General features: G+C 36.7%; 20 protein-coding genes. 3 read left to right on the top strand and 17 right to left on the bottom strand.

From position 1 onward, the window contains the following. Positions 1-65: 65 nt before the first annotated feature. The gene (locus FFM71_RS12515) at positions 66-1550 is read right to left on the bottom strand and encodes an alpha-glucoside-specific PTS transporter subunit IIBC (protein ID WP_137612494.1); all 1485 of its coding nucleotides are present in this window, start codon (positions 1548-1550) and stop codon (positions 66-68) included. A gap of 21 nt (positions 1551-1571) precedes the next feature. Further along, complete coding sequence (locus FFM71_RS12510; protein ID WP_137612493.1) at positions 1572-2903, bottom strand: family 4 glycosyl hydrolase; 1332 nt, start codon at positions 2901-2903, stop codon at positions 1572-1574. A gap of 162 nt (positions 2904-3065) precedes the next feature. Here FFM71_RS12510 and FFM71_RS12505 point away from each other — a divergent pair, with 162 nt between their 5' ends. Both FFM71_RS12505 and FFM71_RS12500 read left to right on the top strand, forming a co-directional pair. Continuing rightward, positions 3066-3821 (top strand): MurR/RpiR family transcriptional regulator, encoded by a 756-nt coding sequence (locus FFM71_RS12505; protein ID WP_137612492.1) that lies wholly within the window; start codon positions 3066-3068, stop codon positions 3819-3821. A 97-nt stretch (positions 3822-3918) separates the two neighbouring features. After that, a complete protein-coding gene (locus FFM71_RS12500) occupies positions 3919-4401 on the top strand; it encodes a hypothetical protein (RefSeq protein ID WP_137612491.1) in 483 nt (160 codons plus the stop codon). Positions 4402-4561: 160 nt separating this feature from the next. Here the strand turns inward: FFM71_RS12500 and FFM71_RS12495 are convergent, their stop codons facing one another. The 11 genes from FFM71_RS12495 to FFM71_RS12445 form a co-directional block, all read right to left on the bottom strand. Continuing rightward, entirely contained in the window at positions 4562-5896 is a 1335-nt protein-coding gene (locus tag FFM71_RS12495; protein ID WP_137612490.1) for a dihydrolipoyl dehydrogenase family protein, read from the bottom strand. 2 nt (positions 5897-5898) lie between these two features. Continuing rightward, the gene (locus tag FFM71_RS12490; RefSeq protein ID WP_137612489.1) at positions 5899-7107 is read right to left on the bottom strand and encodes an oxalate decarboxylase family bicupin; all 1209 of its coding nucleotides are present in this window, start codon (positions 7105-7107) and stop codon (positions 5899-5901) included. A 492-nt stretch (positions 7108-7599) separates the two neighbouring features. Beyond that, positions 7600-7977 (bottom strand): RidA family protein, encoded by a 378-nt coding sequence (locus tag FFM71_RS12485; RefSeq protein WP_137612488.1) that lies wholly within the window; start codon positions 7975-7977, stop codon positions 7600-7602. A gap of 1 nt (position 7978) precedes the next feature. Continuing rightward, entirely contained in the window at positions 7979-9157 is a 1179-nt protein-coding gene (locus FFM71_RS12480) for a MalY/PatB family protein (protein ID WP_137612487.1), read from the bottom strand. Between the two features lie 17 nt (positions 9158-9174). Further along, on the bottom strand, positions 9175-10242 hold the full coding sequence (locus tag FFM71_RS12475) for a M24 family metallopeptidase (RefSeq protein WP_137612486.1): 1068 nt from the start codon (positions 10240-10242) through the stop codon (positions 9175-9177). Positions 10243-10568: 326 nt separating this feature from the next. Next, complete coding sequence (locus tag FFM71_RS12470; protein WP_137612485.1) at positions 10569-11150, bottom strand: RDD family protein; 582 nt, start codon at positions 11148-11150, stop codon at positions 10569-10571. A gap of 653 nt (positions 11151-11803) precedes the next feature. Beyond that, on the bottom strand, positions 11804-13120 hold the full coding sequence (locus FFM71_RS12465) for a PTS sugar transporter subunit IIC (RefSeq protein ID WP_137612484.1): 1317 nt from the start codon (positions 13118-13120) through the stop codon (positions 11804-11806). Beyond that, positions 13120-13470: a PTS sugar transporter subunit IIB gene (locus tag FFM71_RS12460; protein WP_137612483.1), complete on the bottom strand. Its 351-nt coding sequence runs from the start codon at positions 13468-13470 to the stop codon at positions 13120-13122. Before FFM71_RS12460 ends, FFM71_RS12465 begins: the two co-directional genes overlap by 1 nt. Positions 13471-13482: 12 nt before the next feature. Continuing rightward, the gene (locus FFM71_RS12455; RefSeq protein ID WP_444542313.1) at positions 13483-13818 is read right to left on the bottom strand and encodes a PTS lactose/cellobiose transporter subunit IIA; all 336 of its coding nucleotides are present in this window, start codon (positions 13816-13818) and stop codon (positions 13483-13485) included. A gap of 13 nt (positions 13819-13831) precedes the next feature. After that, positions 13832-14878: an aminopeptidase gene (ypdE, locus tag FFM71_RS12450; protein WP_137612481.1), complete on the bottom strand. Its 1047-nt coding sequence runs from the start codon at positions 14876-14878 to the stop codon at positions 13832-13834. Beyond that, positions 14868-16799, bottom strand: coding sequence for a BglG family transcription antiterminator (locus FFM71_RS12445; RefSeq protein WP_137612480.1), 1932 nt, complete (start codon positions 16797-16799; stop codon positions 14868-14870). Before FFM71_RS12445 ends, ypdE begins: the two co-directional genes overlap by 11 nt. 265 nt (positions 16800-17064) lie before the next feature. Between FFM71_RS12445 and FFM71_RS12440 the strand changes: the two genes are divergently transcribed. Beyond that, positions 17065-17481, top strand: a complete 417-nt coding sequence (locus FFM71_RS12440) for a protein-export chaperone SecB (RefSeq protein ID WP_137612479.1) — start codon at positions 17065-17067, stop codon at positions 17479-17481. A gap of 46 nt (positions 17482-17527) precedes the next feature. Here FFM71_RS12440 and FFM71_RS12435 read toward each other — a convergent pair whose 3' ends face one another. From FFM71_RS12435 to FFM71_RS12420, 4 genes are all read right to left on the bottom strand, one after another. Next, positions 17528-18055, bottom strand: coding sequence for a helix-turn-helix domain-containing protein (locus tag FFM71_RS12435; RefSeq protein ID WP_137612478.1), 528 nt, complete (start codon positions 18053-18055; stop codon positions 17528-17530). A 716-nt stretch (positions 18056-18771) separates the two neighbouring features. Continuing rightward, a complete protein-coding gene (locus FFM71_RS12430; RefSeq protein ID WP_137612477.1) occupies positions 18772-19755 on the bottom strand; it encodes an aliphatic sulfonate ABC transporter substrate-binding protein in 984 nt (327 codons plus the stop codon). Continuing rightward, positions 19752-21266 (bottom strand): AMP-binding protein, encoded by a 1515-nt coding sequence (locus FFM71_RS12425; RefSeq protein ID WP_137612476.1) that lies wholly within the window; start codon positions 21264-21266, stop codon positions 19752-19754. The genes FFM71_RS12430 and FFM71_RS12425 overlap by 4 nt, the downstream gene beginning before the upstream one ends. Then, positions 21223-22446, bottom strand: coding sequence for an acyltransferase (locus FFM71_RS12420; protein ID WP_223876553.1), 1224 nt, complete (start codon positions 22444-22446; stop codon positions 21223-21225). Before FFM71_RS12420 ends, FFM71_RS12425 begins: the two co-directional genes overlap by 44 nt. Positions 22447-22596 lie beyond the last annotated feature (150 nt).

Here is a 22596-nt window from a genome sequence, read left to right as displayed (position 1 = left end):
CAATGTAATGAAATAAACACAATCTGCCTAACTCCAGTAACTGAAAATCCCTTGGAATCAGTATTTTAAAAAGTGGCTAACTTGTTCTTGCAATTTGCGATTAATTCTGGATTATTAATAGTTAACCGTAGTCGAGTAAAACAATTATTTACTGAGGCAATGTTGTCAGCACCACCTAAAAGATTAATATAGGCACCTGCTGCTGTACGGAAAGGATCAGCCGCTGTTTTAGTAGCTTTTCCAGACTTCTTATTTTTATTCTTGAAATCATCTTTAGTAAACATGTTGACCATTTCATCTTCTGATCGACCAGGTGTCTTGAAATCAAATTTAAGAATCAGAAATCTGAAGACAACAAAGTAAATTCCGATAAATATAATACCGATAATCCATTGAATTACATATATTTGCCAATGATTTGCCCACATCGGGATATAATTCTTTGCGGTAATATCGATCAGCCCTGCTGCCATATCACCGGTTACACCAAAAGCATACATAGTTGTTGCCAAACATGCTGCAAGAAAAGCGTGTACAAAGAATAATGCTGGCGCAATAAATAGGAATGTGTAATCAAATGGTTCCGTAATACCTGCCAAGGCTGCCGTCAAAACTCCCGGAATGATAAGAGCCAATAGCTTCTTTCTATTCTTTGGAATAGCAGTTGAATAGAATGCTAATGCTATACCAGGAATACCAAAGATATTTGACATCCCTTGCATTGCGAATCCACCTTCTGGGAACAATTTAATCAAAGGCTTCGTTGAAGCTGCGAATTGACTGATATGTTTTACCCAGTAAAGTGTTGTCCCGCCTTCAATTACAGCAGGTCCATATTGGAACGGAGCGTAAATGAAGTGATGCAATCCCAACGGAAGTAACGCTTTCTCCAAGAATATGTAAGTAAATACCCCGAAGTTCCCCGATTTAACCATGAAATACTGCATTTGGAGAATGCTGTGTTGGAAAACAGGCCAGATCCAAACGAACAATAGTGCAATGGGAAGCATTAGGAAGAATCCAAGCATTGCAACATACGCTGATCCTTGGAAAACTCCTAACCAATCTGGTAATTTAACACTAAAGTAACGATTATGTAGCCATACAACAATTCCGGCAATTAAAATGGCACCAATAACACCTGTATCAAGTGTTTTAACACCTGCAATTACCTTTAATCCACTTGTTTGTGCTGTTGAATTAATATCAACCCCAAAGTTCTTACCAAACATTTGAAGAATTTGATTTACAAAATTATTAAATGTCATATAAATAACAAATGCTTCAAGTGATGCACGTTCTTTTGCCTTATTGGCCAACCCTAGTGGTAAACCAATAACGAACAGAACTTCCATATTATTAAAGACTGTCCACCCACCGGCATCGATAACTTTCCAAACCGTGTACCAAATCGTTCCTTGATCCGCAAGCCCTCCGACAATTGCCGGATTCGTAAAAACAGAAGTCAGACCTACAATAATTCCGGAAAATACGAAAAATACAACGGGTGTAAACATAGCGCCACCAAAGCGCTGGAACTTAGCCATCATATCTCTATACCTCCAAAGGTTTTAATGTAATTCTGGCCAATAATCTTTATTTGCAATAATTAGATCATCAAGTGCTAATTTAGCTTTATCAGCTGATGGAACGGTTTGATTCAAAGTGAATGCTTGTAATACTTTTTGATATGAACCTTCAAAGTAACCATCTACTAATAATTTTTCAGCAGCATTCTGAGCTTCCATCAAACCTTTATGGAAATCTGGAATATCATGACGCATTGAAATTGGTTCAGCACCTAGGCGTCCAACATAAGCTGGAACTTCAACCGCAGCATCACTACGAAGGTTAGGAATAGCTCCACGATTAGGAAGAATCAACATAAATCTTTCGTGACTATCATTTAGAATTGAAGTTGCCATATCAACGATATATTGACCATGCTCACCAAAATCAAAGTCTAAAATATTGCCATCTTCGTTATTTCTAATTTCATTGGCCATGTCTTTGGTGTGTTTTAATCTGCCATCCATAACCATATTGGCACGTGTATAATTAGGATCTGTTTCATCAACGACAATATCTGGGAAGAAATAATATTCAAGATAATTATTTGGTAAATAATCTGGGAATAAGTTCAAAATTTTTGATAATTTGTTCCAAGCATCTTGCCATGATTGATCACCTTTATTGAATGAAGCAATCTTCATAGGTTTGTTTCTCAATTTTTCGATAAGTTCTGGCATAACGTCACGTTGGAGTTCCTTGTCGTAAATTTCTGTATACCAGCCAAAGTGATTCAATCCATAATATTGGCAAATCCAGTTTTTACGATCATAGCCAAAGTTACGTGCCATTGTTTCTTCAATAGAAATTGTCATATCGCATGCATTCAACATATGAGCTTTGGGATAAGCACGTCTGATTGATTCAGCGATTAGAGTCTCAGGGTTTGTATAATTCAAAATCCAAGCGTCAGGGGCATATTGTTGAACATAACCAACAACTCCTAGAAGACCCTTAATTGATCTCAAACCATATGAGAATCCCCCTACGCCACATGTTTCTTGTCCAACTAAGCCATATTTCAATGGAATCTTTTCATCTTTTTCACGCATTTCCATTCCACCGACACGAATTTGTGAGAAGACGAAATCGCATCCTGTGAAGGCCTCTTTGGGATCTAAAGTAGCTACCAATTCAATATCATCATGGCCTGTTGTCTTTAACATGTATTGAATAATCAAATACATATCTTCATTTCTTACTTCATCAATATCATACAGAGTCAACTTAGTCATAGGAAAACGATCTAAGTTGTTCAAAACAGCTTGAGTAATACCTGGTGTGTATGTGCTACCTCCACCAGCAATTGTTACGTGTAAATCTGTTTGTTTCATAATGTAACCCCCTATAAATAAATTAATTTTTTCAACGACGTCAGTATATAATGAATTCAGAGTGAATTGTTTCGTTTTCAAGTAAGCGCTTACTTTTCCATGTAAGCGATTGCTCTTTCACATTATTGAAACGTTTTTCATTTTTTATTAGGAGGTTGACACATGCGAATTGAAGAACTAATTAATCAATATTCAGATCAATTGTCTGACAATGATTACCAACTACTTTCGGTTATTTTAAAAAACAAAAAAATTCTAAGTAATCTTAGTTCCAAAGAAATTAGTAATATTGCATATACATCGCCAGCTGGTTTAACACGGTTAGCTAAGAAACTACATTTTAACGGTTTCTCAGAATTTAAATATTTTCTTAAAAATGACGCCAACGATTCAGGACCTTTTGAAACAAACCATTTGGATACATTAATCAACGATATGAACGATACGATCAAGCTATTAAGTCAAACTAATATGAAGCCAATTACTGGATATATTCATAGTGCTAAACATATATATATTTACGGAACTGGTTGGGGCGAAAGACGTGCAGCCGATTTAATGTCCAGAGATTTTTTGGCTTATAATATTCTGTTCTATATCATTCCTTCGTTTACTGAACTCAAATGGATACTTAACGATATTACAGCTGATGATATTTTATTTGTGATTTCATTTAGTGGAGAAAATGTGATGTTAAATGACAGTTTGAAAAAGCTCAAATTACATAATGCTCCTTATATTTCCATCACGCCATTATCCAAAAATACCCTTTCATCCAGAGCAACCTATAATCTTTATTACAGCACGACAATTCTTGATATTTCACATACTCCAGACACTGAATATAATTACTTCTCATCACTGGAATTGGTGGCAGATGCGCTATTTAGGTCATACATAGATACCTATCCAAAATAAAGATATCGAAATGTGTTTCAACATCTTTTAAATCCATTGAATAGTTAAAGTAACCGGTTACAATAGGATTAAATATCACATTTCTTTGGAGGATACGATGATAAATAGATTAACGACTAATTTAAAAAAGGTAGCTTTACTAAATTCTAAAAAGATCTACATGATGAATTATCTTGTTTTATTTATAACTTCGCTCCTTTATGGAATCTATATCCTGACAGTTGGGATGTCACAACATATTGGATTTCAACAAATATTGCGAACGAGCCCTTATACGTCAATTATGTTTATCGTTGTACTGCTTAATTTAATGGTGGGATATGCACTTTGGATCAAAGGTAACGAAGGTATCGCAAACAATAAAAAAACTCGTTTTCTAATAATCGATTTGGCAATATGTCAGTTAATCGTTGGAAATATATTCTCATTTATTTCTTTCGTAGCAACTTATTGGTCATTCAAAAATCAACCTGACAGCACGGTAGTATCTACTCGAAATTCGCTAACAGGTACAGTTGCCGTAGCAACAGTTCTTTATGTTTTATGCTTTTTCTTATTGATTAGTATGACTATTCATTAAATAGAGTCCACTTAAATTGAAATTTTATACTGTTGCAACATCATTTATATTTATTTTGATAATTGACCAAAAGAGAAGTTGTCTTCACTTGCCCTTCGGATAAGTGAAAAACAACTTCTCTTTTTAATTTCTAATTAAACAATGATACTGCGGTAAAATTTTACACCCATATACCGTATAAATCAGTTGCTGTACTTGGATAAGCCAAGAATAAATCATGCAATCTTTTCACTGATATATTTTGTTGAATCAGAATTGCCAAATAATTAATCAAGTCATCTGCCGAATAACTATAGGCTTCAGCCCCGACAACTTGTTGACTTTGACGATTAATAATTAACTTTAGACGTGCTTGTTCATCATGATTGCGTTGATAATTTAGCCAATGTGCTAACGACATACTTTTAACCTGATATTTATCTGACTGTTCATTAGCTTGCTGCACAGTGACACCTGCTTGAGCCAAACGTGGCATGCTAAACACGGCCGTCACTGGTAACTGATATTTGATTGGAAATGCTAATGTTTTCGATAAACTGTCACCCAAATATTTACCCTGGTAAATTGCATAATTAGCCAACTGCGGAACACCAGTCACGGCACAATCTCCAACCGCATAAATATTTGATTGACTTGTCTGCAAATAATCGTTCACTGAAATGCCATGTTTTGTATATTTGACCCCAGCCTGTTCCAAATGTAGGCCACTGATATTGGCCTCTCTACCTAAGGCAGTATAAATTACATCGGTTGTGATGCTGCTTTGTTGTGTCAAAACATGTAAACAATTATCAACTGATTTTATTTCCTTTACTTCATTGTTAAATTGAAAACGTACTCCACGTTGCTTTAAATCATCAATTAATAAACCAACAAATTCATGATCGTATCCGCGCAATGCCACTGCATCATGTTGTAACATGACCACTTCAGCTCCAGCTTCATTCGCAATACTAGCCATAGCAAACGCGATGATTCCAGCGCCCATAATCACTATTTTTGAAGGCAATTGTTCACTGCGGAAGAAACTTCCGGAATGTTGCACAAATTGACTACCTGAAAACCGCAATTCTTTGGGATGGGCTCCACTAGCAGTGACAATATTAGTTGCCGACAACGTTTGACCATTGACAGTAACTTCATGATTATTCAAAAATTCAGCATGACCTTCGTAAGTCGTGATGCCATTGCTCTGAAACCTAGTTTTAAATTTGACCGCCGTTTGATTAACGATATTATCTCGATAGGCGGCTAACTTTTCCCAATTGATATCAGGCGTTGTTTCGGAAAATACTTGAGTTTCAAAATGACGGTGAGCTTCTGCCGCTGCCAACAAAACTTTTTTGGGCGTACTTCCACGATTAACAGTTGTACCACCCCAGTCACGCTGCTCAATTATCGCAACTTTTTGTCCATATGAACTAGCTTTAATGGCCACACCAGCACCGCCAACGCCGCCACCAATGACAATCAAATCAAATTTTGACATCGACATTGTTAACTAAAATACTCGCTCGCATCGTCAACTGATTGAGCTGATTCAGTTGATTCTTTTGTTTGTGAAGGATTATGATACCAAACTACGGCAGCCTCTTCGCTTGGTAAATTTTCGACAGTTTGTTTTGAAATATTCAAGTGATCAGCTACAATCTGAGACGGTGTGGTTGCCAACCATTTGTTCAAAGAAATATCCGAATAAATTGGATTCTTAAATAATTCAATGAAAATCAATGGTTCGTCACCAATATTTTTAATGTAGTGGCCAGCTTCCTTAGGAATTACGCCGACATCCCCAGCTTGATAATTGAAAGTCCTTGCTAACGAATTGGAATTGAAGACCCCAACCTTGGCCTTACCTTGCATAAAGTAGTCCCACTCCTCTGACTTAGGGTGCCAGTGGAGCTCACGCATTCCACCAGGTTGAACCTCAACAATTGCAGCAGAAATCGTCTTAGCAGCTGGAAAGACACTTTGATCAACGATCCAAACTTTACCAGCCTCAAATTGCTTAGCGGGTACATCTTTCATATGTAACGTTAATGGTGTGGTCATTGGTGTTCCAGCACGTTTAACTTGGTCAATTGGACCAGGAACTTCACCATCAAAAATATATTTCTCATGCGTTGGTAGATTTGCCAAGGAATCCTCATCCAACTTAAAGTTAGCCGCTACGACATCTTTAGGCGTGTGTGCCAACCAATCAGTTAATAGAAAGGTATTGTTCTCGGAAAAATCAGGTTCACTGAAAACTAATAGAAACTCACAGCCTTGATCTAATGCTTGAATTGAGTGCGGAATTCCAGCTTCAAAGTCCCACAAGTCACCAGCAACAATATCGTCAATAAAACTTTCACCATTTTCATTTAGAGCAGTAACCCGAGCGTTACCTTTCAGCATAATGGCCCATTCAGCCTCCTTATGCCAGTGCAATTCCCGATAAGCACCTGGTTTTAGACACATGTTGACCCCAGCCATATCATGTGAGGCCGGCAATTCTCGGTTAGTAACTTCACGAGCCCAGCCACCTTCCTCCAAGCGCATGTGAGCATCTGAAAAACTGAATCTCAAGTTCGCAATTGTTCCGTGATCAGTCGTTGGTGGCACCAAAATATCAGGATTTTCCAAATCACGCTGAACATTACGCGGACCTTGATCAAGCCAGCCCGTTTGGTCAGCCTGACGAATCGGTTCATTTTGTTTTGTCATTTTTGCACAACTCCTTCACCTTTTATGACCCCAGTATAAAGATATTTGGAAGCGGCCTCAAAAATATACACTTCGTATAGTTAAGAAATAATTTTCTGCTCCTTTTATACTTGTACTTGTTCAACTTAAAATCTTAAATTTGATTATAGAAAAATTCCAGCAATTAATTTCCTAATCTTTATATCAATTATCAAAATTTGAAATGAACAAAAATAGGTTGTATCACACCTTATTATTGTTCAAAAGTGATACAACCCATTTTATATAACTAAAATAAACTCGCAAAAAACTAGTCGGAAGAACTGAGAGTATTAACCAGCTGTGGATGTGGTGTAAGAACGGCCGCTTTGGCCGTTCTTACACCACCGGGCGAGTTTGGAGACTTTCCGGTCTATGGGAAGGCTTCAAACCGAGGTTCGAGACCGCTCCTCAGGCTCGGGCCGTTCCGCATAGCAGGTTAGTACTCTCAGTTCTGGAGACGGCCTCCAACAATTAATCGGCCTTTTCAGCTATTGCCTCAATCTCAATCATTGCATCCATTGGAAGTTTTGAAATTTCCAATGCTGTTCTTGCTGGATAACTATCGTTAAAGTAACCTTTATAAATATCATTGACCTTTGAAAAATTGCCAATATCAGATAGATAGATTGTTGTCTTAAGAACGTGGTCAAAGTCACTACCAGCAGTTTCCAAAACAGCACTCAAATTGTTTAAAGCATTCTTAGTCTGCTCTTCAAAACTTTCAGCTAATTTATTAGTTTCCGGGTTTAGACCAATCTGTCCTGATGTGAAAATAATATTATTTGATTGTGTTGCATGAATATATGGCCCAATGGCATCTGGAGCATTATTTGAAATTATTCTTTCCATTTTAATTCTCTCCTACTTTCAAATTATTTACTGCTTCTACAAGACGATTGAGTCCATCCTCAACTTTGGAACGTGGCGCACCCAAGTTCATTCTGAGGTGATTAACTCCACCATTTCCATACACTCGTCCATCCATGATTGCTACCTTTTCATTCTTTACCAATTCAGCCTGTAAGTCTTCCATGTCAACTCCCAAGCTAGTGATGTCGATCCAACCTAAATAAGTGGCATCAGGTATTTGATAATCTAATTGCAATTTTGATTTCAACAAATTTTTCATAAAAATAAAATTATTATCTATATAATCTCTTAAGTCGTCCAACCATAATTCTTGATTGTTATAACATTCGATTGTTGCTAACATCCCCAGATATGGCACTGATGACAAAGCATTCTTTTGTTTTAATGCAAATAAGAAATCCAATCGATCTTTTTCATCCGGAATCAACGCGTATGAACATCCTAACGCTGGAATATTGAATGATTTGCTGGCTGAAGACAAAACTGCCGTTTGAACAGTCAATTGACTAAAATAATTGGCAACGGAATTCATTTTGACTCCTTTTCTAACCATGTCTAAATGAATCTCATCACTGATCAGAGCCACATGATAAGCATTACATAAATTAACAAATTGTTCGATTTGTTCTGCTGTCCAAGCGATTCCTAATGGATTATGTGGATTACATAATAAGAAAATTTTTGGATGTTCAATTGCAAAAATTTGTTCCAATTTCGAAAAATCCATTACTCCATCAATATTCATTTGAATCAGTTGTCTATCATTTGCGGTGACAGTATTAATAAAGGCATCATAACAAGGACTTAATGTAACGACTTTGTCACCAGGGTCACTAAATTGTTCCAATAACTTGGCCACACTAAAAATCACACTAGGACTATAAACTATCCAATCAGTCGACACTTTTGTTTGATATCGTTTCTCATACCAATTAGAAATTGCACCTTTAAATTCAGGATTATTCCATCTCGTATAACCGAAGATTCCTCTTTGGGCTGCCTCAATCAGAACATCACTGACTCCTTGAGGAGCCTTGAAATCCATATCTGAAATAGTAAATGGCAATAGATTAGCTTCCCCAAATCGATCTTTTACATAATCCCATTGTGTGGAATAAGTTCCGTATCTATTAACCACACTATCAAAATCCGTTGACATAAATATTTCCTCCTCAGTTAGAGTTCAATCCATTCTTTTGGTGAATGTGTCATTAATTCTGGTTCACCTTCGTCATTAATCCAAATGTCATCTTCAATTCTGACACCACCCTTACCGGCCAGGTAAATTCCCGGTTCAACAGTAAATGTCATATTATTTTGAAGATTTTCTTCACTGTCAGCATTGAATAAAGGATATTCATGCACTGTTAGGCCTAATCCATGACCAGTTCCATGTAAAAATTCTTTACCATATCCTTTTTCAGTAATATAGTCTCGAGCAATCGCATCAATATTTTTCATTGGAACACCATTCCGGCAGTTGGAAATGGCCTTTTTTTGTGCATCTAATGTAACTTGATAAATTTCCTTGAGTTGTGGATCGACTTTGCCCAAACTAATTGTTCTCGTAATATCAGAATAATATCTATCCACCATAAATCCAAAGTCAAAAATTATCATTTCATTATTTTGAATCACCTTGTTGGAAGCATGACCATGTGGTAAGGCCGAACGAGTGCCTGAAGCAACAATTGTTTCAAAGGCAGTCGCATCTGCACCATGATTTAAGCCATACTGATCAATTTCATTGGCAACCTGCTTCTCAGTCATTCCTGGTTTGATGTAATCCAGAATATGTACAAAAGTCTCATCAGAAATTTGACCGGCCTTAGCAATCTTCTGTCGTTCGTCAGGATCCTTGATCATTCGCTGTTTTTCAATCACATTTGTCGTCGGAACCAACTTGGAAGCCCCATCATTCAAGGCTAAATATTCTTCCACATTCATCTCAATTGATTCAATTCCCAAGCGTTTTAAGTTTTCTCTTTGTAACAAATTATTAATTGTTGGTTCCATTCTCATTTGATTATCAACCACTTCAAAATCCGGTGACTGAGTTTTTAGTTGTTCAAAGTATCTCCCATCGGCAATGATATATTTACCCGTTTGTGAAATAATTGCCTGCCCATAGGTTCCAGTGAATCCCGTCATGTAAAATCGATTAGCCTTACTATTTAATAAAAAAGAATCCAAATTCATTTCTTGCATAGTCTCACGTAATTTTTCAATTCTATTATTAGTCAATTGCCTTATCTCCTTAGTATTTCCTAATTCTTTGGTAACTTTTATTTAAGGATGCCGTTTCCAGAGCTGAGAGTATTCAATTGCTACGCGGAACGGCCCGAGCCAAGGAACGGTCTCGAACCTCGGTTGAAGCCTCGCAAAACCCGCGAGTCTTCAACGCGCCCGGTGGTGTAAGAACTAAAGCTCTAACGCCACTTTCGTTGCAAATGAATACTCTCAGCTCTTCCAACTAATTTATTTTTATAGAAAAAACAATAAAACAAAAATTTATGATTATTTAAATAAATTAGTTCTAGGCCTGTAACAACGATGGTTATATTAATTTTTCACCGTTCAACTTTTGGCACCTTAATAACTAACGTTTTAGTAGCATAATCATGCAGTGATAATCGACCTTTTCCCCAGAATAAGAGGAAAACCGAAATCAATGTAATTACATCCCAAACCAAACCTAGATATGTATCGATATAAAATCTGGTAGAAGTAGTAATAATAACTTTTACGTATGTCGAAACTGGTGTAGCTGCCCCTTCCACTAAAATCATAAATATGAACTGGCGCATAAAATAAGTATTAAACGATGGATTTTTACCATCTCTATAAACAATCTTTAAATGCATCATTTTCTTACCGATTGTTTGACCAGGAAAAATCTTCCAAGGTATTATCACGTAATAAAAGAAGCCAAAAATAATGCAGATTAGAGAAATTAGAATTGTGGTTCCTCCGTCAAATCCGGCAGCTCCAAACTGATACATGCTGGTCAGAGGCTTACTCTTACCTGTCAGTATTAAATAGGCAATTACTGATGGAATCCCGGCAACGATGCCACCAAAAAGCCAATCGAGTATAAACGATACTAATCGACTAGATCCGGTTTCAGAAACTTTCTTATTTTTAGCTTTCATTATTTTCACCTCAGTATTGGTTTATATATGCGGTTCCGTCTCCAGAACTGAGAGTATTAACCTGCTATGCGGACCGGTCCGAGCCTGGGGTGCGGTCTCGAACCTCGGTTTGAATCCTTGCACAGACCGCAAGTATCCAAACTCGCCCGGTGGCGTAACGGCTGAAGCCGTAACGCCACACCCACAGCCGGTTAATACTCTCAGTTCCTCCGACTAATTTCTTTTGATTTTGGATATTACTATTATTCAATAAATAGATATTCAAAACTGTTTTAAACTGCTTAATTTGAAAATTTCATAGTTATATCCAATTTATTTAGCTAACTGTAATGCGTTGTACTTATTAATTATTCTTCAAACATAAAGAAAAAATGTAATTCAATTTCATTCAAAATGAATCCCATTTACCAAAGATTCCCTAGTCGGAAGAGCCGAGAAATATTTGTGGGCAGTGGAAGTGGTGTTAGAGCTTTAGCTCTTACACCACCGGGCGTGTTTGGAGACTTACCGGTTTGTGGTAAGGCTTCAAACCGAGGGACGAGACCTTGGCTCGGCCCGGTCCGCACAGCCAGTGAATATTTCTCGGCTCTGGAGACGGCATTTTTCTAATAATAAAGAAAATGAGACAAGATAAACTTGTCTCATCCGTTAATTTAAAAGTCCAAGTCTAGATCATCAATTAATGCTTCATCATCTTCAGAAATTGCTTTCTTCTTCTTGGATTCTGCTTCTAGCTCTCGTCTTTCAGCTAACTTAGCAAATGGATACCAAATGATAATTGATACGATCAACTGCATCCCATTAACTAATATACTTCGCCAATCAAACGTTGCTAGGTACCCTTCCAAAAAGACTCCAACGTACGGTGGCGTAAAGATCGACATCTTTAACCAACCGAAATGCATTGCCCAAGCACCAAAGGATGAAACGATAGGTCCAATGATTACGAATGGAATGAAGAATAGAGGGTTCAATACTACGGGAGCACCGAACAAGATGGGTTCGTTGATACCAAATAATGCAGGAATCAAGGCGATACGACCAATCTTCTTTTGAGCGCTGGCTCTTGAGAACATGAACCAGAATACTAATCCAAATGTAACACCTGTACCAGTAAAGTTACCAAAGGCTGAATCCATACCAGGTGTAAAGAAGTGAGTTAATGTTTGTCCGGCTTTGAAACTGGCCATATTTTCAGCTAAGAATTGTGTTGAAATAGGGCTTGTAACTGGACTCAATACAGCTGGGTGAATACCGAAGAAGAACAATAGACATTGTAGAATCTTCAAGAATGTATAGGCAAATGGATTGTCCATTGAACCAACTAATGGCGCCAGGATATAAGTGAAGATCATTGGTGGCATTGTGTGCAAGAGGTTAACACAAACGACTCTAATGATTAAGAAAAATCCAATAACGATAATTGAAATAGGAATCATTTCAAAGGATTTGGAAACAAAGTCAGGAACACTATCGGGCATTTTAATGGTGAAATTCTTCTTTTTACACCATCTGAATAGTTCAACAGCTGCGATAGCACCAAACATTGAAACGAATAAACCTTTTGTTCCAAGATATGTTGCATCAATTCCACCATCTTTAGTCATATCAACGGCAAGAATTAAGTAACCCATGACGCCCATGGTTACACAACCAGGCACATCAAGTTTATGGGAAATTGCTAAATGATAAGAAATAATTGCGGCTACATATAAAGCCATCATCCCCATACCAACGGTATAAGGAATTGAAATAATTGAACTGTTTGCTGTGATCCATTCTGAAACCGGATTATTTTTACCAATCATATTAGGTAAAGCGTCTGGAATCAGGGCAAAACTACCAATAATTAAGATTGGAGTCATCGCTACCATGGCCTTTTTGATGGCACTTAGGTAGATATTTCTGTCCATTTTATTGGCCAAAGGAGTGAAGTACTTGTTCATAAACTCTTCAAATTTATCAAACATTAGTTATCTCTCCCTTCACCCGCCTTTAGATCTTGTTTACGCTTGGCAATCAATGCTTCTTTGATAACTGTTCCGCCATCCATTGATCCATAAGTTTCCTTATCAATAACGACGTATGGGATATTTCTAGGTGCTGTCAATGATTCAACGTAATCTTTTTTATAAGAAACTTGAGGTCCTAAGAGAACAACGTCCGCGTCATCAATCTCAGATGGCAAGGAATCTACGGGAATGGCCATTAATTTAAAGTCATCACTATTTAATTTGGCACTCTTTTCAATGACTTCCTTCATACTGTCCATCATCATTGTTGTTGAAAGACCTGCTACACATGCTAAAACAATTTTCATAATCGTAACCCCCTATTTATCTGCTGCTTCTTTATCACGTTCTTCAAAAATTGAAATCATTTCATCAATTAAATCTCGAGCTACTTGTGCAGTCATATAGTGATCTTGAGCGTGAGCCATTAATAATGTCACCTCAACTCTATCTTCATCACTGCCTAATTCTTTTTGAATCATTTTAGTCTGGATATTGTGCGCCTCTACATCAAGATCTTTTGATTCTTGTAAAAGCTTATGCGCGCTGTCATAGTCATGGCTACGTACCTTTTGCAAGGCTTCAAATGCCTTAGATCTACTTTCACCTGATGAGGAAATTAGCCCCATTACTTGCTTCTCTGATTCGTCCATCAATAAATGCTCCTATCTAAAAATTATAAAATTCTGCAATTTGATTTTGAGTGATGCTCTTAGAAATTTCCTGAATCAAATTACTCATTGTAACTAAATCTTTTTTACTTACAAATGAGTACGGATCATGGCAATAACGTAACGGCAGGCCGATAACCATCGATGTTGTCCCACCGTTTTCTAGATGAGCGTTTCCAGCATCCGTTCCTCCGCCTTTAAACATATCTTTTTGGTAATCTAAATGATTGCTATCTGCAACATCACGCACAAATTTAACTACCTTAGGATTAGGAATCATTGTTTTATCAAAGTACTCGAGCATTGGTCCGTGACCGATTTTTCTAGTATTCATGAACCCCCGGTCAAGCTCTGGATTCTTAGCTACATCAATGGCGAAGAAAACATCAGGGTCAACAATCTTCGAAGTTAAACGTCCACCTCTAGTTCCTACCTCTTCACTACTTGTAAAGGCTGCTACAACATTGATATCTAAATCAACATTTAATAATTCTTTCATTGCTTGGGCTAAGGACCAGCATCCTGATCTATCATCCATTGCCTTACCAGCAATAACATCAGCTGTCATCGTTTTACATTGAGAATCGAAACTTACGATATTTCCGACATCAATTCCTGATGCTTCAACGTCAGTTTTATTGTCAAATCCAAAATCAACATACATCTGACTAATGTTGCCCGCATTATCACGTTCAACGTTAAGCAAACCTCTAATTTGCTTACCTTCAGCAGTAGTTACACGTACCATCTGCATGATTTTAGCTCTATCTTCCACATTTCCTAAAGGCATTAAATAGGCAAAACCAATTTCAGAAATATAACGCACCATGAAACCGACTTCATCCATGTGAGCTGCAAACATAATTGTTGGTGCTTGTTCCTTAGTACTTTTCTTCGTAACGATCAAACTGCCAATTCCATCATATTGGAATGTATCTTGATACGCTGCAAGCTCTTCCTTTAATAAATCTCGAACTTCTTTTTCATTGGAAGCTAATGAATCAGCGTTTGATAGTTTCTCTAACAAGCTAAAATCAGTATTCATTTCTTTCCACTTCTCTCAATATATTTCTGGTTACATTAATATTGGCTTTGGTATATATTTCTTTAATCTTCTGTTCATTTTGCATTAGCTGATAAATACCATTGGAGATAGCTCGATAATAATAAAAGTCCTTTTTCGTTAGACAAATCATAAATACGAGTTTGACATCCTTGTTGTTCTCAACTAATTTTGGTTTCACAATATATAATGAAATTGCACTTTTTTTACCATCCATTTCGATTGGATGTGGAATTGCGATGCCATTTTTATAAATGGTACTCATGTAACGCTCTCTTAAAGCAACGTCTTTATCAAAATTCTTGTAAGCATATCCTCGGTCAATCATCTTCAGAGACATTTGATCAATCAACGTATCGTATTTTTTTACACTGCTAACCTCGAATAAATCTTGTTTGATTAAATCTATATATGCTGTCGACTTTTCCGAATACTTATTTTGTAAATTATCAGAGCTATTCAGGAAAAGCATTTGTTTAATATTTTGTAATTCTTTATCTGAAATTAGTTCCTTAATATAAATAACTGGGCTTTCTTGATTATTTTTCAATGGGATACTGGAGAAAATAATATTAGGATGAAACGATTCCAACTCTGAATATTGCCAGAATGGGAAAGCTTTAACCTCAGAACTAGGAAAGATAGTTTTAATCCTAGTTTTCACTAAGTTACTGATTCCACCATCTGTTGTACAGACAATCGCTACTCGTTCGTATTGATTGATTTTGCTTCTTTTCTCAGTCTCAGAATGGTTTAGAAAATGTACAGCAATCAATCCAAGTTCATCATTAGAAGTTTCATATCCAAATTTATCTTTTAAAAAGGTGGACAGTTTCAAAACAATATCGAATATCATTGAATACTTGATACAAAGCTCTAACAATAACGGATTTTTATACGCAATTTTTTCATCTAACCTGGCAATCAAGAATTCTAGATGTGTCACGAGGTTATCCAAGAAAAATTTGTCAGAACTGTAATCAGTATTATTTTCAATATCAATTTGTTTAAAGAATGTCATCAGTTCCGAAGTCAGCAACGTTCGATCAATATCAGTATCGACCTTGTCTTTTTGAGTTGAATGCTCAACCAAATGATAAAATTCATAGACCTCATTAACACTCAAAATAAATTGAAAATTATGTTGTAGTTTTAATAACACCTCTCCAAATTTTGAAAAATCTATTAGGTTATCTTTGATCTCATCTGATATTGGTTCAGTAATTGCTTTCCTATCAAAAAACAACTTATAAAAAACTATTACTCGGAGCCAACACATAATGACTTGAAATTCATAATAATCAATTCTCAAAGTGTTCTTATTAATGCAGTCCTGTACTAACCGTTCATATTCGTCGTAGTTTCCTACTCTACTATCCACTAGTTGTTTGAAACGATTATCATCGTGCATATACATATCAATCATTAATTTTCTAATATTTTTAGGATGACCCGTAATTCGAATTCCGTAATGACTTTTTCTATCCAAAACCAGATGATATGAATTCAGATATTCCGATATAGTATCCATTTTGGAATAAAGCGACGTATTACTAATTCCAAGCATATCTGCTAGCTCACTAGTTGAAGTATATTCACCATTGTTGGTACTAAGTAAAATGCTCAACTCATCATAAATTAATTGTCCTTGTTCATTCGTCGACTCATTGTTGCCCAATTCTTTTAAAAAGTGGTTAAGGTCTTGAACATTAATTATCTCCAGAGAATATCCTTTGCCATAAGTATTAAGAATTTCATATCCATTCTTCTTTCCCTCCTTTTTCAGATACGACAATTCATTCTGGACTGTTCTTTTTGACACATTTAATTTATTCATGAGAAAAGCAATCGACAGATAATCTTCACTTTTGACTAGTTCTTCTAAAATTAAGTATGTTCTCATTTCACGTCCTCTCCCTTATCCAACTACCATATTATTGTGTGCGCTTACATTTTAACAGAACAACTTCTGCATAAAATAATGCAAAAATTGTAGTATGACTTTATACACATAAATTAGCTGAAGGTTGAAAGGTGAAAAAGTGCTACGAACATTGCTGTGTTAGTCCTAATTTCGGGTCTAATTTCAATCACTGAAAAGCCTCCTAAAAAGCTGTTTTTTTATTCGGTATAATGATAAGCTCATATAAAATAGCTGGAGTACAATTATGAATACAACAAATAAGTATTTAGAATTTGAAAATCCCACTGTTCTGAAATTCGATTTTCAAGTTAATGATGATTTTGATTTTGAAGACACAATTGACGACACCGATATCAGCACACTTGTGGAAATGCCAACTGAAGATGAGATTGACTTCAATGAAGCAATTCCCGTTTATTTAACTATTTTTATCAATTATGAAAACAATAATTCACCATATAAAATCACAGCCCGCATATTATCGTTATTCAAAGTTTCCAACTTGTTACCACAAGAAGATGCTCTGCAAGTATTGCAGGATGAGGGGGCTTCAATTCTGTTGTCTTATTTACGGCCAATGGTTTCAATGATGACGTCGGCCAGCGGATTTTCAGCTATGACCTTGCCAATGTTGGATTTTTCAGATGATGATGACGAATAAGAATATTAAAAAAATAAGCCCAATGGGCTTATTTTTTTTGACGGTCTCAATAATTACTACCTTCTTTAATACCTTCCAAAATATCGGGAACCTCATGCATAATATATGGAACAAAAATTACAACCAACAATAGGATTCCAAAAAACACAGCTTTTCTATTAAGACTTTTATTAAACACACTCCACTTTATATTGGAAATAAAACCGATAAAAAAGATGATTCCTAGCCCCGGCAACCAATAATCAACACTAGCAACGGTAATACCATTGCTATATATATAAATCAAGCATGCAATAATCAAAACAAATCCTACTGTAAAAATTGTTTCTGTTTTACTCAAATTGATTTTATCGTCTTCCAATTTATTCATCAGCTCCACGTCCCCTTTAATCAGTTCATCAAGGGAAATATCGAATAGCTCACTGATTGCAATCACATTACTAAAACTAGGCAACGAAGCACCATTTTCCCATTTTGAAATTGATTGCCGAGAAATCTGCAATTTATCAGCCAATTCATTCTGAGACATGTTTCGTAATTTACGCTGTTTTTGTAATTGATCACCAATTTTCATCTCAATATTCCCCCTTGATTAATTCAAATTCTATTAGATATAGCCTCATTTGCCGAGAACGTGGCGGTTGCACTTATTATATAAAGCAGATTGTATCGTTATAATGTCGTTACGTTCCATGATACAGAACTAAATGCTTCATTTATATAAGTATATATTCTCATATATCATAATCTGCAAGTTGCTGGTTGATGTCTGACTATACTATGGAACCATTGTTTTGATATTTTGAAGACTCTGACGAACTCATGCCAACCGAAGTTCGAGACCGCTTTCCAAGCTCAGACTGGTCCGCGCAGCAGGGAATACTATCAGATCTGGGAACGGCATATTTAACCAACAGAAAAAAGAGCCAACTCATAGAGTCGACTCTCATTATTAAATTTATTCACTAAAAGTTGAAAGGTGAAAAACTACTATAACCATTATTGTTACAGGTATAAACAAGTTTATTTAAATAAGCAGAAGTATTTATTTTGCGGTATTTATTTTATTTGTTCCTGCCATAAAAAAATAAACTAGTTGGAAGAGCTGAGAGTATTCATTTGCAGCGAAAGTGGCGTTATTGCTTCAGCAATTACACCACCGGGCGTGTTGGAGACTCGCGGGTTTTGCGAGGCTTCAACCGAGGTCCGAGACCGCTTCCCAGGCTCGGGCCGTTCAGCGCAGCAATTGAATACTCTCAGCTCTGGAAACGGCATACTTTCAGCCTTTAGTTATTCATTTTTATAGTCTCCTGAATCACTAATCGTGACTTTATTTTCAATTAAACCTTCTGAATAGAACAGATCAGCTATTTGCTGTTCTTCTTTAGCATAAGTACTGTTCATCGCACTAATTCCATAAGTCCTGCGGTCAACCATCTTCTTAACCACCGCCTTTGATACCTTCAATGACTTACTCATCATTGTGATCAATTCACTGTGATTGTTATTGGCCCACTGCATATCTTCTTCAAGATACTTAATCAGATACTTAGAAACTTCGGTATTCTCTTTAGCATAACTTTGCATTGCAAGGACGTAATCACGATTATTTGTGATTCCGACACCGTTAGTCAAAAGTTTAGCATTTTGCGTAATTTCAGCTTGAGAGGTATATGGATCCCAAGTGGCCCACGCATCAACTTTGCCTTTCGAGAAAGCAACACTGGCACTTGATTGGTCCATATTGACCCAGGTAATATCACTTGCACTCAATCCGGCCTTCTTCAAAGCAGCTAGCAACATGTACTGTGAACTAGTTCCTTTGGTATAAGCGACTTTCTTACCTTTCAAATCCTTGATTGATGAAATACTTGAACTATTCTTGACCAGAATTCCAGATCCTTTAGCCTTTGACGAACCAGCAGCAACATAGGTCAATTTAGTTCCTGTCGATAGTGCGGAAACTGGTGGTGTATCACCGGTTCTAGCATAATTAATGCTTCCGGCCTTCAGAGCCTGCATCAAAGAGCTACCATCTTGGAATTCCTTCCAGACCACTTTATAACCTTTGGCCTTCATCTTCTTAGCAAATTCGCCACGTTGCTTGGCAATATCGAATGGATCACCCTTTTGGTAACCGACAGTTACAGTTTGTAAATCTGAACTAGCAGCGCCAGCATCAGTTTGTTTAAATCCATAAATAGCAATGACTGCCCAGAAGAGTAATACCACACTGATAATTAACTTTTTAAATTTTTTCTGCTTTTTATTCATCCGACACTCCCTGCTAATGACAAGACTTGTTCACGTAATTTCAAACGAATTACTTTACCAGTTGCGTTACGGGGATAATCTTTAACAAAGAAAATCCGCGTTGGTTGTTCGTAATTGGCTAATGTTTCCTTGGCATGAGCTAAGATTTTTTGACGTTCTAAAGATTCTTCTTGCTTGCCTTGACTAATAACTACTGCCGTCACGGCTTCACCATATAGTGAATCTGGAGTCCCAATAACTGAAACTTCTTTTACAAAGTTTAACTGACTAAGTGAGTTCTCTACCTGTACCGGAGCAACTTTTTCACCACCGTGATTGATGATATCCTTCTTACGACCTTTTACAAATAAGTATCCGTCTTCATCCAAGTACCCAAGATCACCAGTCAAGAACCAACCTTCGTGAAAAGAGTCTGGATGTGATTCGAGATAATCACTAATTACATGATCGCCACGAACAACAATTTCACCAACTTGATTGGCACCTGACATAATCTTTCCGTCGTTCATAATTTGAACATCAGTTTTGAATGCTTTACCAGCAGACCCAACTTTAGGAGAATCGAATGGATTTAATGTGCATTGGCTAGCTGTCTCAGTCATACCGTAGCCTTCGAGGATTATCGTATGGAACCGAGTTTGAAAAGCAGTTAATTTATCAAGTGGTAAAGCAAATGATGAGCATCTGACAAAACGCAATTTAACGTCATCACTATAACTATCATTGGCCCTTTGATTGATCAATAGGATATTAACGATTGTTGGCACCACTGAAACCCATGTAACGCCGTTATCTCGAATCTGATTCCAAAATTTTGAAGCACTGAATTTATCGGCAATCACAATTTTGCCACCTGATAATCTAGTTGAAAGAATTGAAACTGCCTGCGCATTGATGTGAAACATTGGCATGACAACCATTGTCGTATCAGCAGCCGTCATTTTATGACTTTCAATATCATGTTCGACCCCATTCAGCAAAACCCGGTGTGTCAAACCAACTCGTTTAGGTTTTCCCGTTGTTCCAGAAGTGTTCATAATTAAAGCCAAATCATCTTCCTCAGGCACTCCCGCATCATTACCCATCAATTTTCGATCACGGATAATGTGTAATAAAGGATATGTCTGCAAATGTAACGCCGTTACAATGGCTAAACGATCATCCAGTGCAGCATCTACCAACTCTTGTCCAACAATTGATGCCACATAATCATGTTCATGCAATTCTTGTTTTAATTCTAACTCTGGAGTTGTGGCGGCGATTGGGTGCATGACTGCTCCAACTTCCCAGAGAGCTTGTGTGATAACTGGGTATGCAGCCGTATTTGGCAAACAAACTAGAACTGCATCACCTCGACCAATGTGTAGATCCAAAAATACATCACGTAACGACCGAACGTCGTCTGCAATTTCATAACCGTTATACCAGCGGTTTAAAGTTTCGTCTTTAATGACTTTTTCATTCATATTATTCTCTAATTGTTTGTTTAATTGATTCGTTATTTTTGACATTTTCTTTTACTCCTTTAGCTTCTTTTCTAGCCTTACTAAGGTGCCATTGGGGACGACCTATCAAAACTCCAAATGGTGGAACTTTGTAGCAGAACCATGAAATCAAGAACGCACCACCTAAGACGAATGCATATCCAAATGGCAATAACATTAACATAACTACTGATGGAACTTTGACAAAACTGAGAATGCCATATAACAGCGTTATTGGAATCGTCTGTGTTAAATAAATCCCGAAGGATACTTTAGACATGTTTTTAATACTTCGATCAAGCCATTGTGGCAATCCTTTTTCACGAGAATGAGCATATTGTCGCCCAATCCAGAAAACAAAGGCAATCATGAAGACATCATAGATAAAAATGTATGGTTGGTGAATTGATTCCGTTGCGCCCATACTCAATTTCAAAATATTCAAATTGCCAAAGAATAAGAATACAGTTCCGATGGCAAGAACTAACGTAGACCAACCGATTACTCGGTGATTTTTTTCAATAAACCGATCAACCTCATCGTAATGAATAGCGACAAATGCACCAGCGACAAAGTAGAATTGATAAACTAAAATATTCATTCCATAAGCTCTAAATAAATACCACCAGCTGTCTCGATTAACACCAGGCAACCAATATTTGATTCCAATCAGTAACAATAATTGAATCAGAGCACTTCCTACCAAAATGGCAATATGATGATTTTTCAGCTTCTTAAACATGTATACCAATAGTGGAAAAATCAGATACAACTGGAAAGTGACCAAAATGTAGTACATGTAATATTTATTTCCCAGAATGATTGCGCTAAATAAATTTTTAAAGTAGTCCGGCCAATTCAACGCGACACCAGCCGTAATTGTTGCGAACCACATAATAATTGCATTCCAACCAACATAAGGAATCCCAACGCTGATATAACGTTTTTTCCAGAAACTGAACCAATGTGGTTCTTTATTGTAATAGTTAAGTACCAAAACGAGCCCAGTCATAAACATGAAACCCATTCTAGTAAAATGAAGTGCCAAATGAGTTGCCTCAAGAAGAAGCTCACTGCCAGACCCGCTACCAACGTTGTTCTTAAAGGCAGTCGTCGTATGATTCAACAACACACCCCCGATAAAAATCACGCGCATCAGATCAACTTCATGAAGATACCGTTTCTTCTTTACTTGTGCTTGTGCCAAAAGCTCACCTCTGTTTGTTAAATATTGAAACTAATTTGTTTTTATTTCTTTCGCAAATTGCAAGAACAAGTTAGCCACTTTTTAAAATACTGATTCCAAGGGATTTTCAGTTACTGGAGTTAGGCAGATTGTGTTTATTTCATTACATTG

Source organism: Companilactobacillus huachuanensis (genome assembly GCF_005404815.1).
Classification (GTDB): Bacteria; Bacillota; Bacilli; order Lactobacillales; family Lactobacillaceae; genus Companilactobacillus; species Companilactobacillus huachuanensis.
This window is presented reverse-complemented; position numbering and strand designations above follow the sequence as displayed.

Bases quoted from the DNA above. Each gene is read 5' to 3' on its own strand.
- FFM71_RS12515 (WP_137612494.1), bottom strand. From the start codon at position 1,550: ATGATGGCTAAGTTCCAGCGCTTTGGTGGCGCTATGTTTACACCCGTT.
- FFM71_RS12510 (WP_137612493.1), bottom strand. From the start codon at position 2,903: ATGAAACAAACAGATTTACACGTAACAATTGCTGGTGGAGGTAGCACA.
- FFM71_RS12505 (WP_137612492.1), top strand. From the start codon at position 3,066: ATGCGAATTGAAGAACTAATTAATCAATATTCAGATCAATTGTCTGAC.
- FFM71_RS12500 (WP_137612491.1), top strand. From the start codon at position 3,919: ATGATAAATAGATTAACGACTAATTTAAAAAAGGTAGCTTTACTAAAT.
- FFM71_RS12495 (WP_137612490.1), bottom strand. From the start codon at position 5,896: ATGTCGATGTCAAAATTTGATTTGATTGTCATTGGTGGCGGCGTTGGC.
- FFM71_RS12490 (WP_137612489.1), bottom strand. From the start codon at position 7,107: ATGACAAAACAAAATGAACCGATTCGTCAGGCTGACCAAACGGGCTGG.
- FFM71_RS12485 (WP_137612488.1), bottom strand. From the start codon at position 7,977: ATGGAAAGAATAATTTCAAATAATGCTCCAGATGCCATTGGGCCATAT.
- FFM71_RS12480 (WP_137612487.1), bottom strand. From the start codon at position 9,157: ATGTCAACGGATTTTGATAGTGTGGTTAATAGATACGGAACTTATTCC.
- FFM71_RS12470 (WP_137612485.1), bottom strand. From the start codon at position 11,150: ATGAAAGCTAAAAATAAGAAAGTTTCTGAAACCGGATCTAGTCGATTA.
- FFM71_RS12465 (WP_137612484.1), bottom strand. From the start codon at position 13,120: ATGTTTGATAAATTTGAAGAGTTTATGAACAAGTACTTCACTCCTTTG.
- FFM71_RS12460 (WP_137612483.1), bottom strand. From the start codon at position 13,470: ATGAAAATTGTTTTAGCATGTGTAGCAGGTCTTTCAACAACAATGATG.
- ypdE (WP_137612481.1), bottom strand. From the start codon at position 14,878: ATGAATACTGATTTTAGCTTGTTAGAGAAACTATCAAACGCTGATTCA.
- FFM71_RS12445 (WP_137612480.1), bottom strand. From the start codon at position 16,799: ATGAGAACATACTTAATTTTAGAAGAACTAGTCAAAAGTGAAGATTAT.
- FFM71_RS12440 (WP_137612479.1), top strand. From the start codon at position 17,065: ATGAATACAACAAATAAGTATTTAGAATTTGAAAATCCCACTGTTCTG.
- FFM71_RS12435 (WP_137612478.1), bottom strand. From the start codon at position 18,055: ATGAAAATTGGTGATCAATTACAAAAACAGCGTAAATTACGAAACATG.
- FFM71_RS12430 (WP_137612477.1), bottom strand. From the start codon at position 19,755: ATGAATAAAAAGCAGAAAAAATTTAAAAAGTTAATTATCAGTGTGGTA.
- FFM71_RS12425 (WP_137612476.1), bottom strand. From the start codon at position 21,266: ATGTCAAAAATAACGAATCAATTAAACAAACAATTAGAGAATAATATG.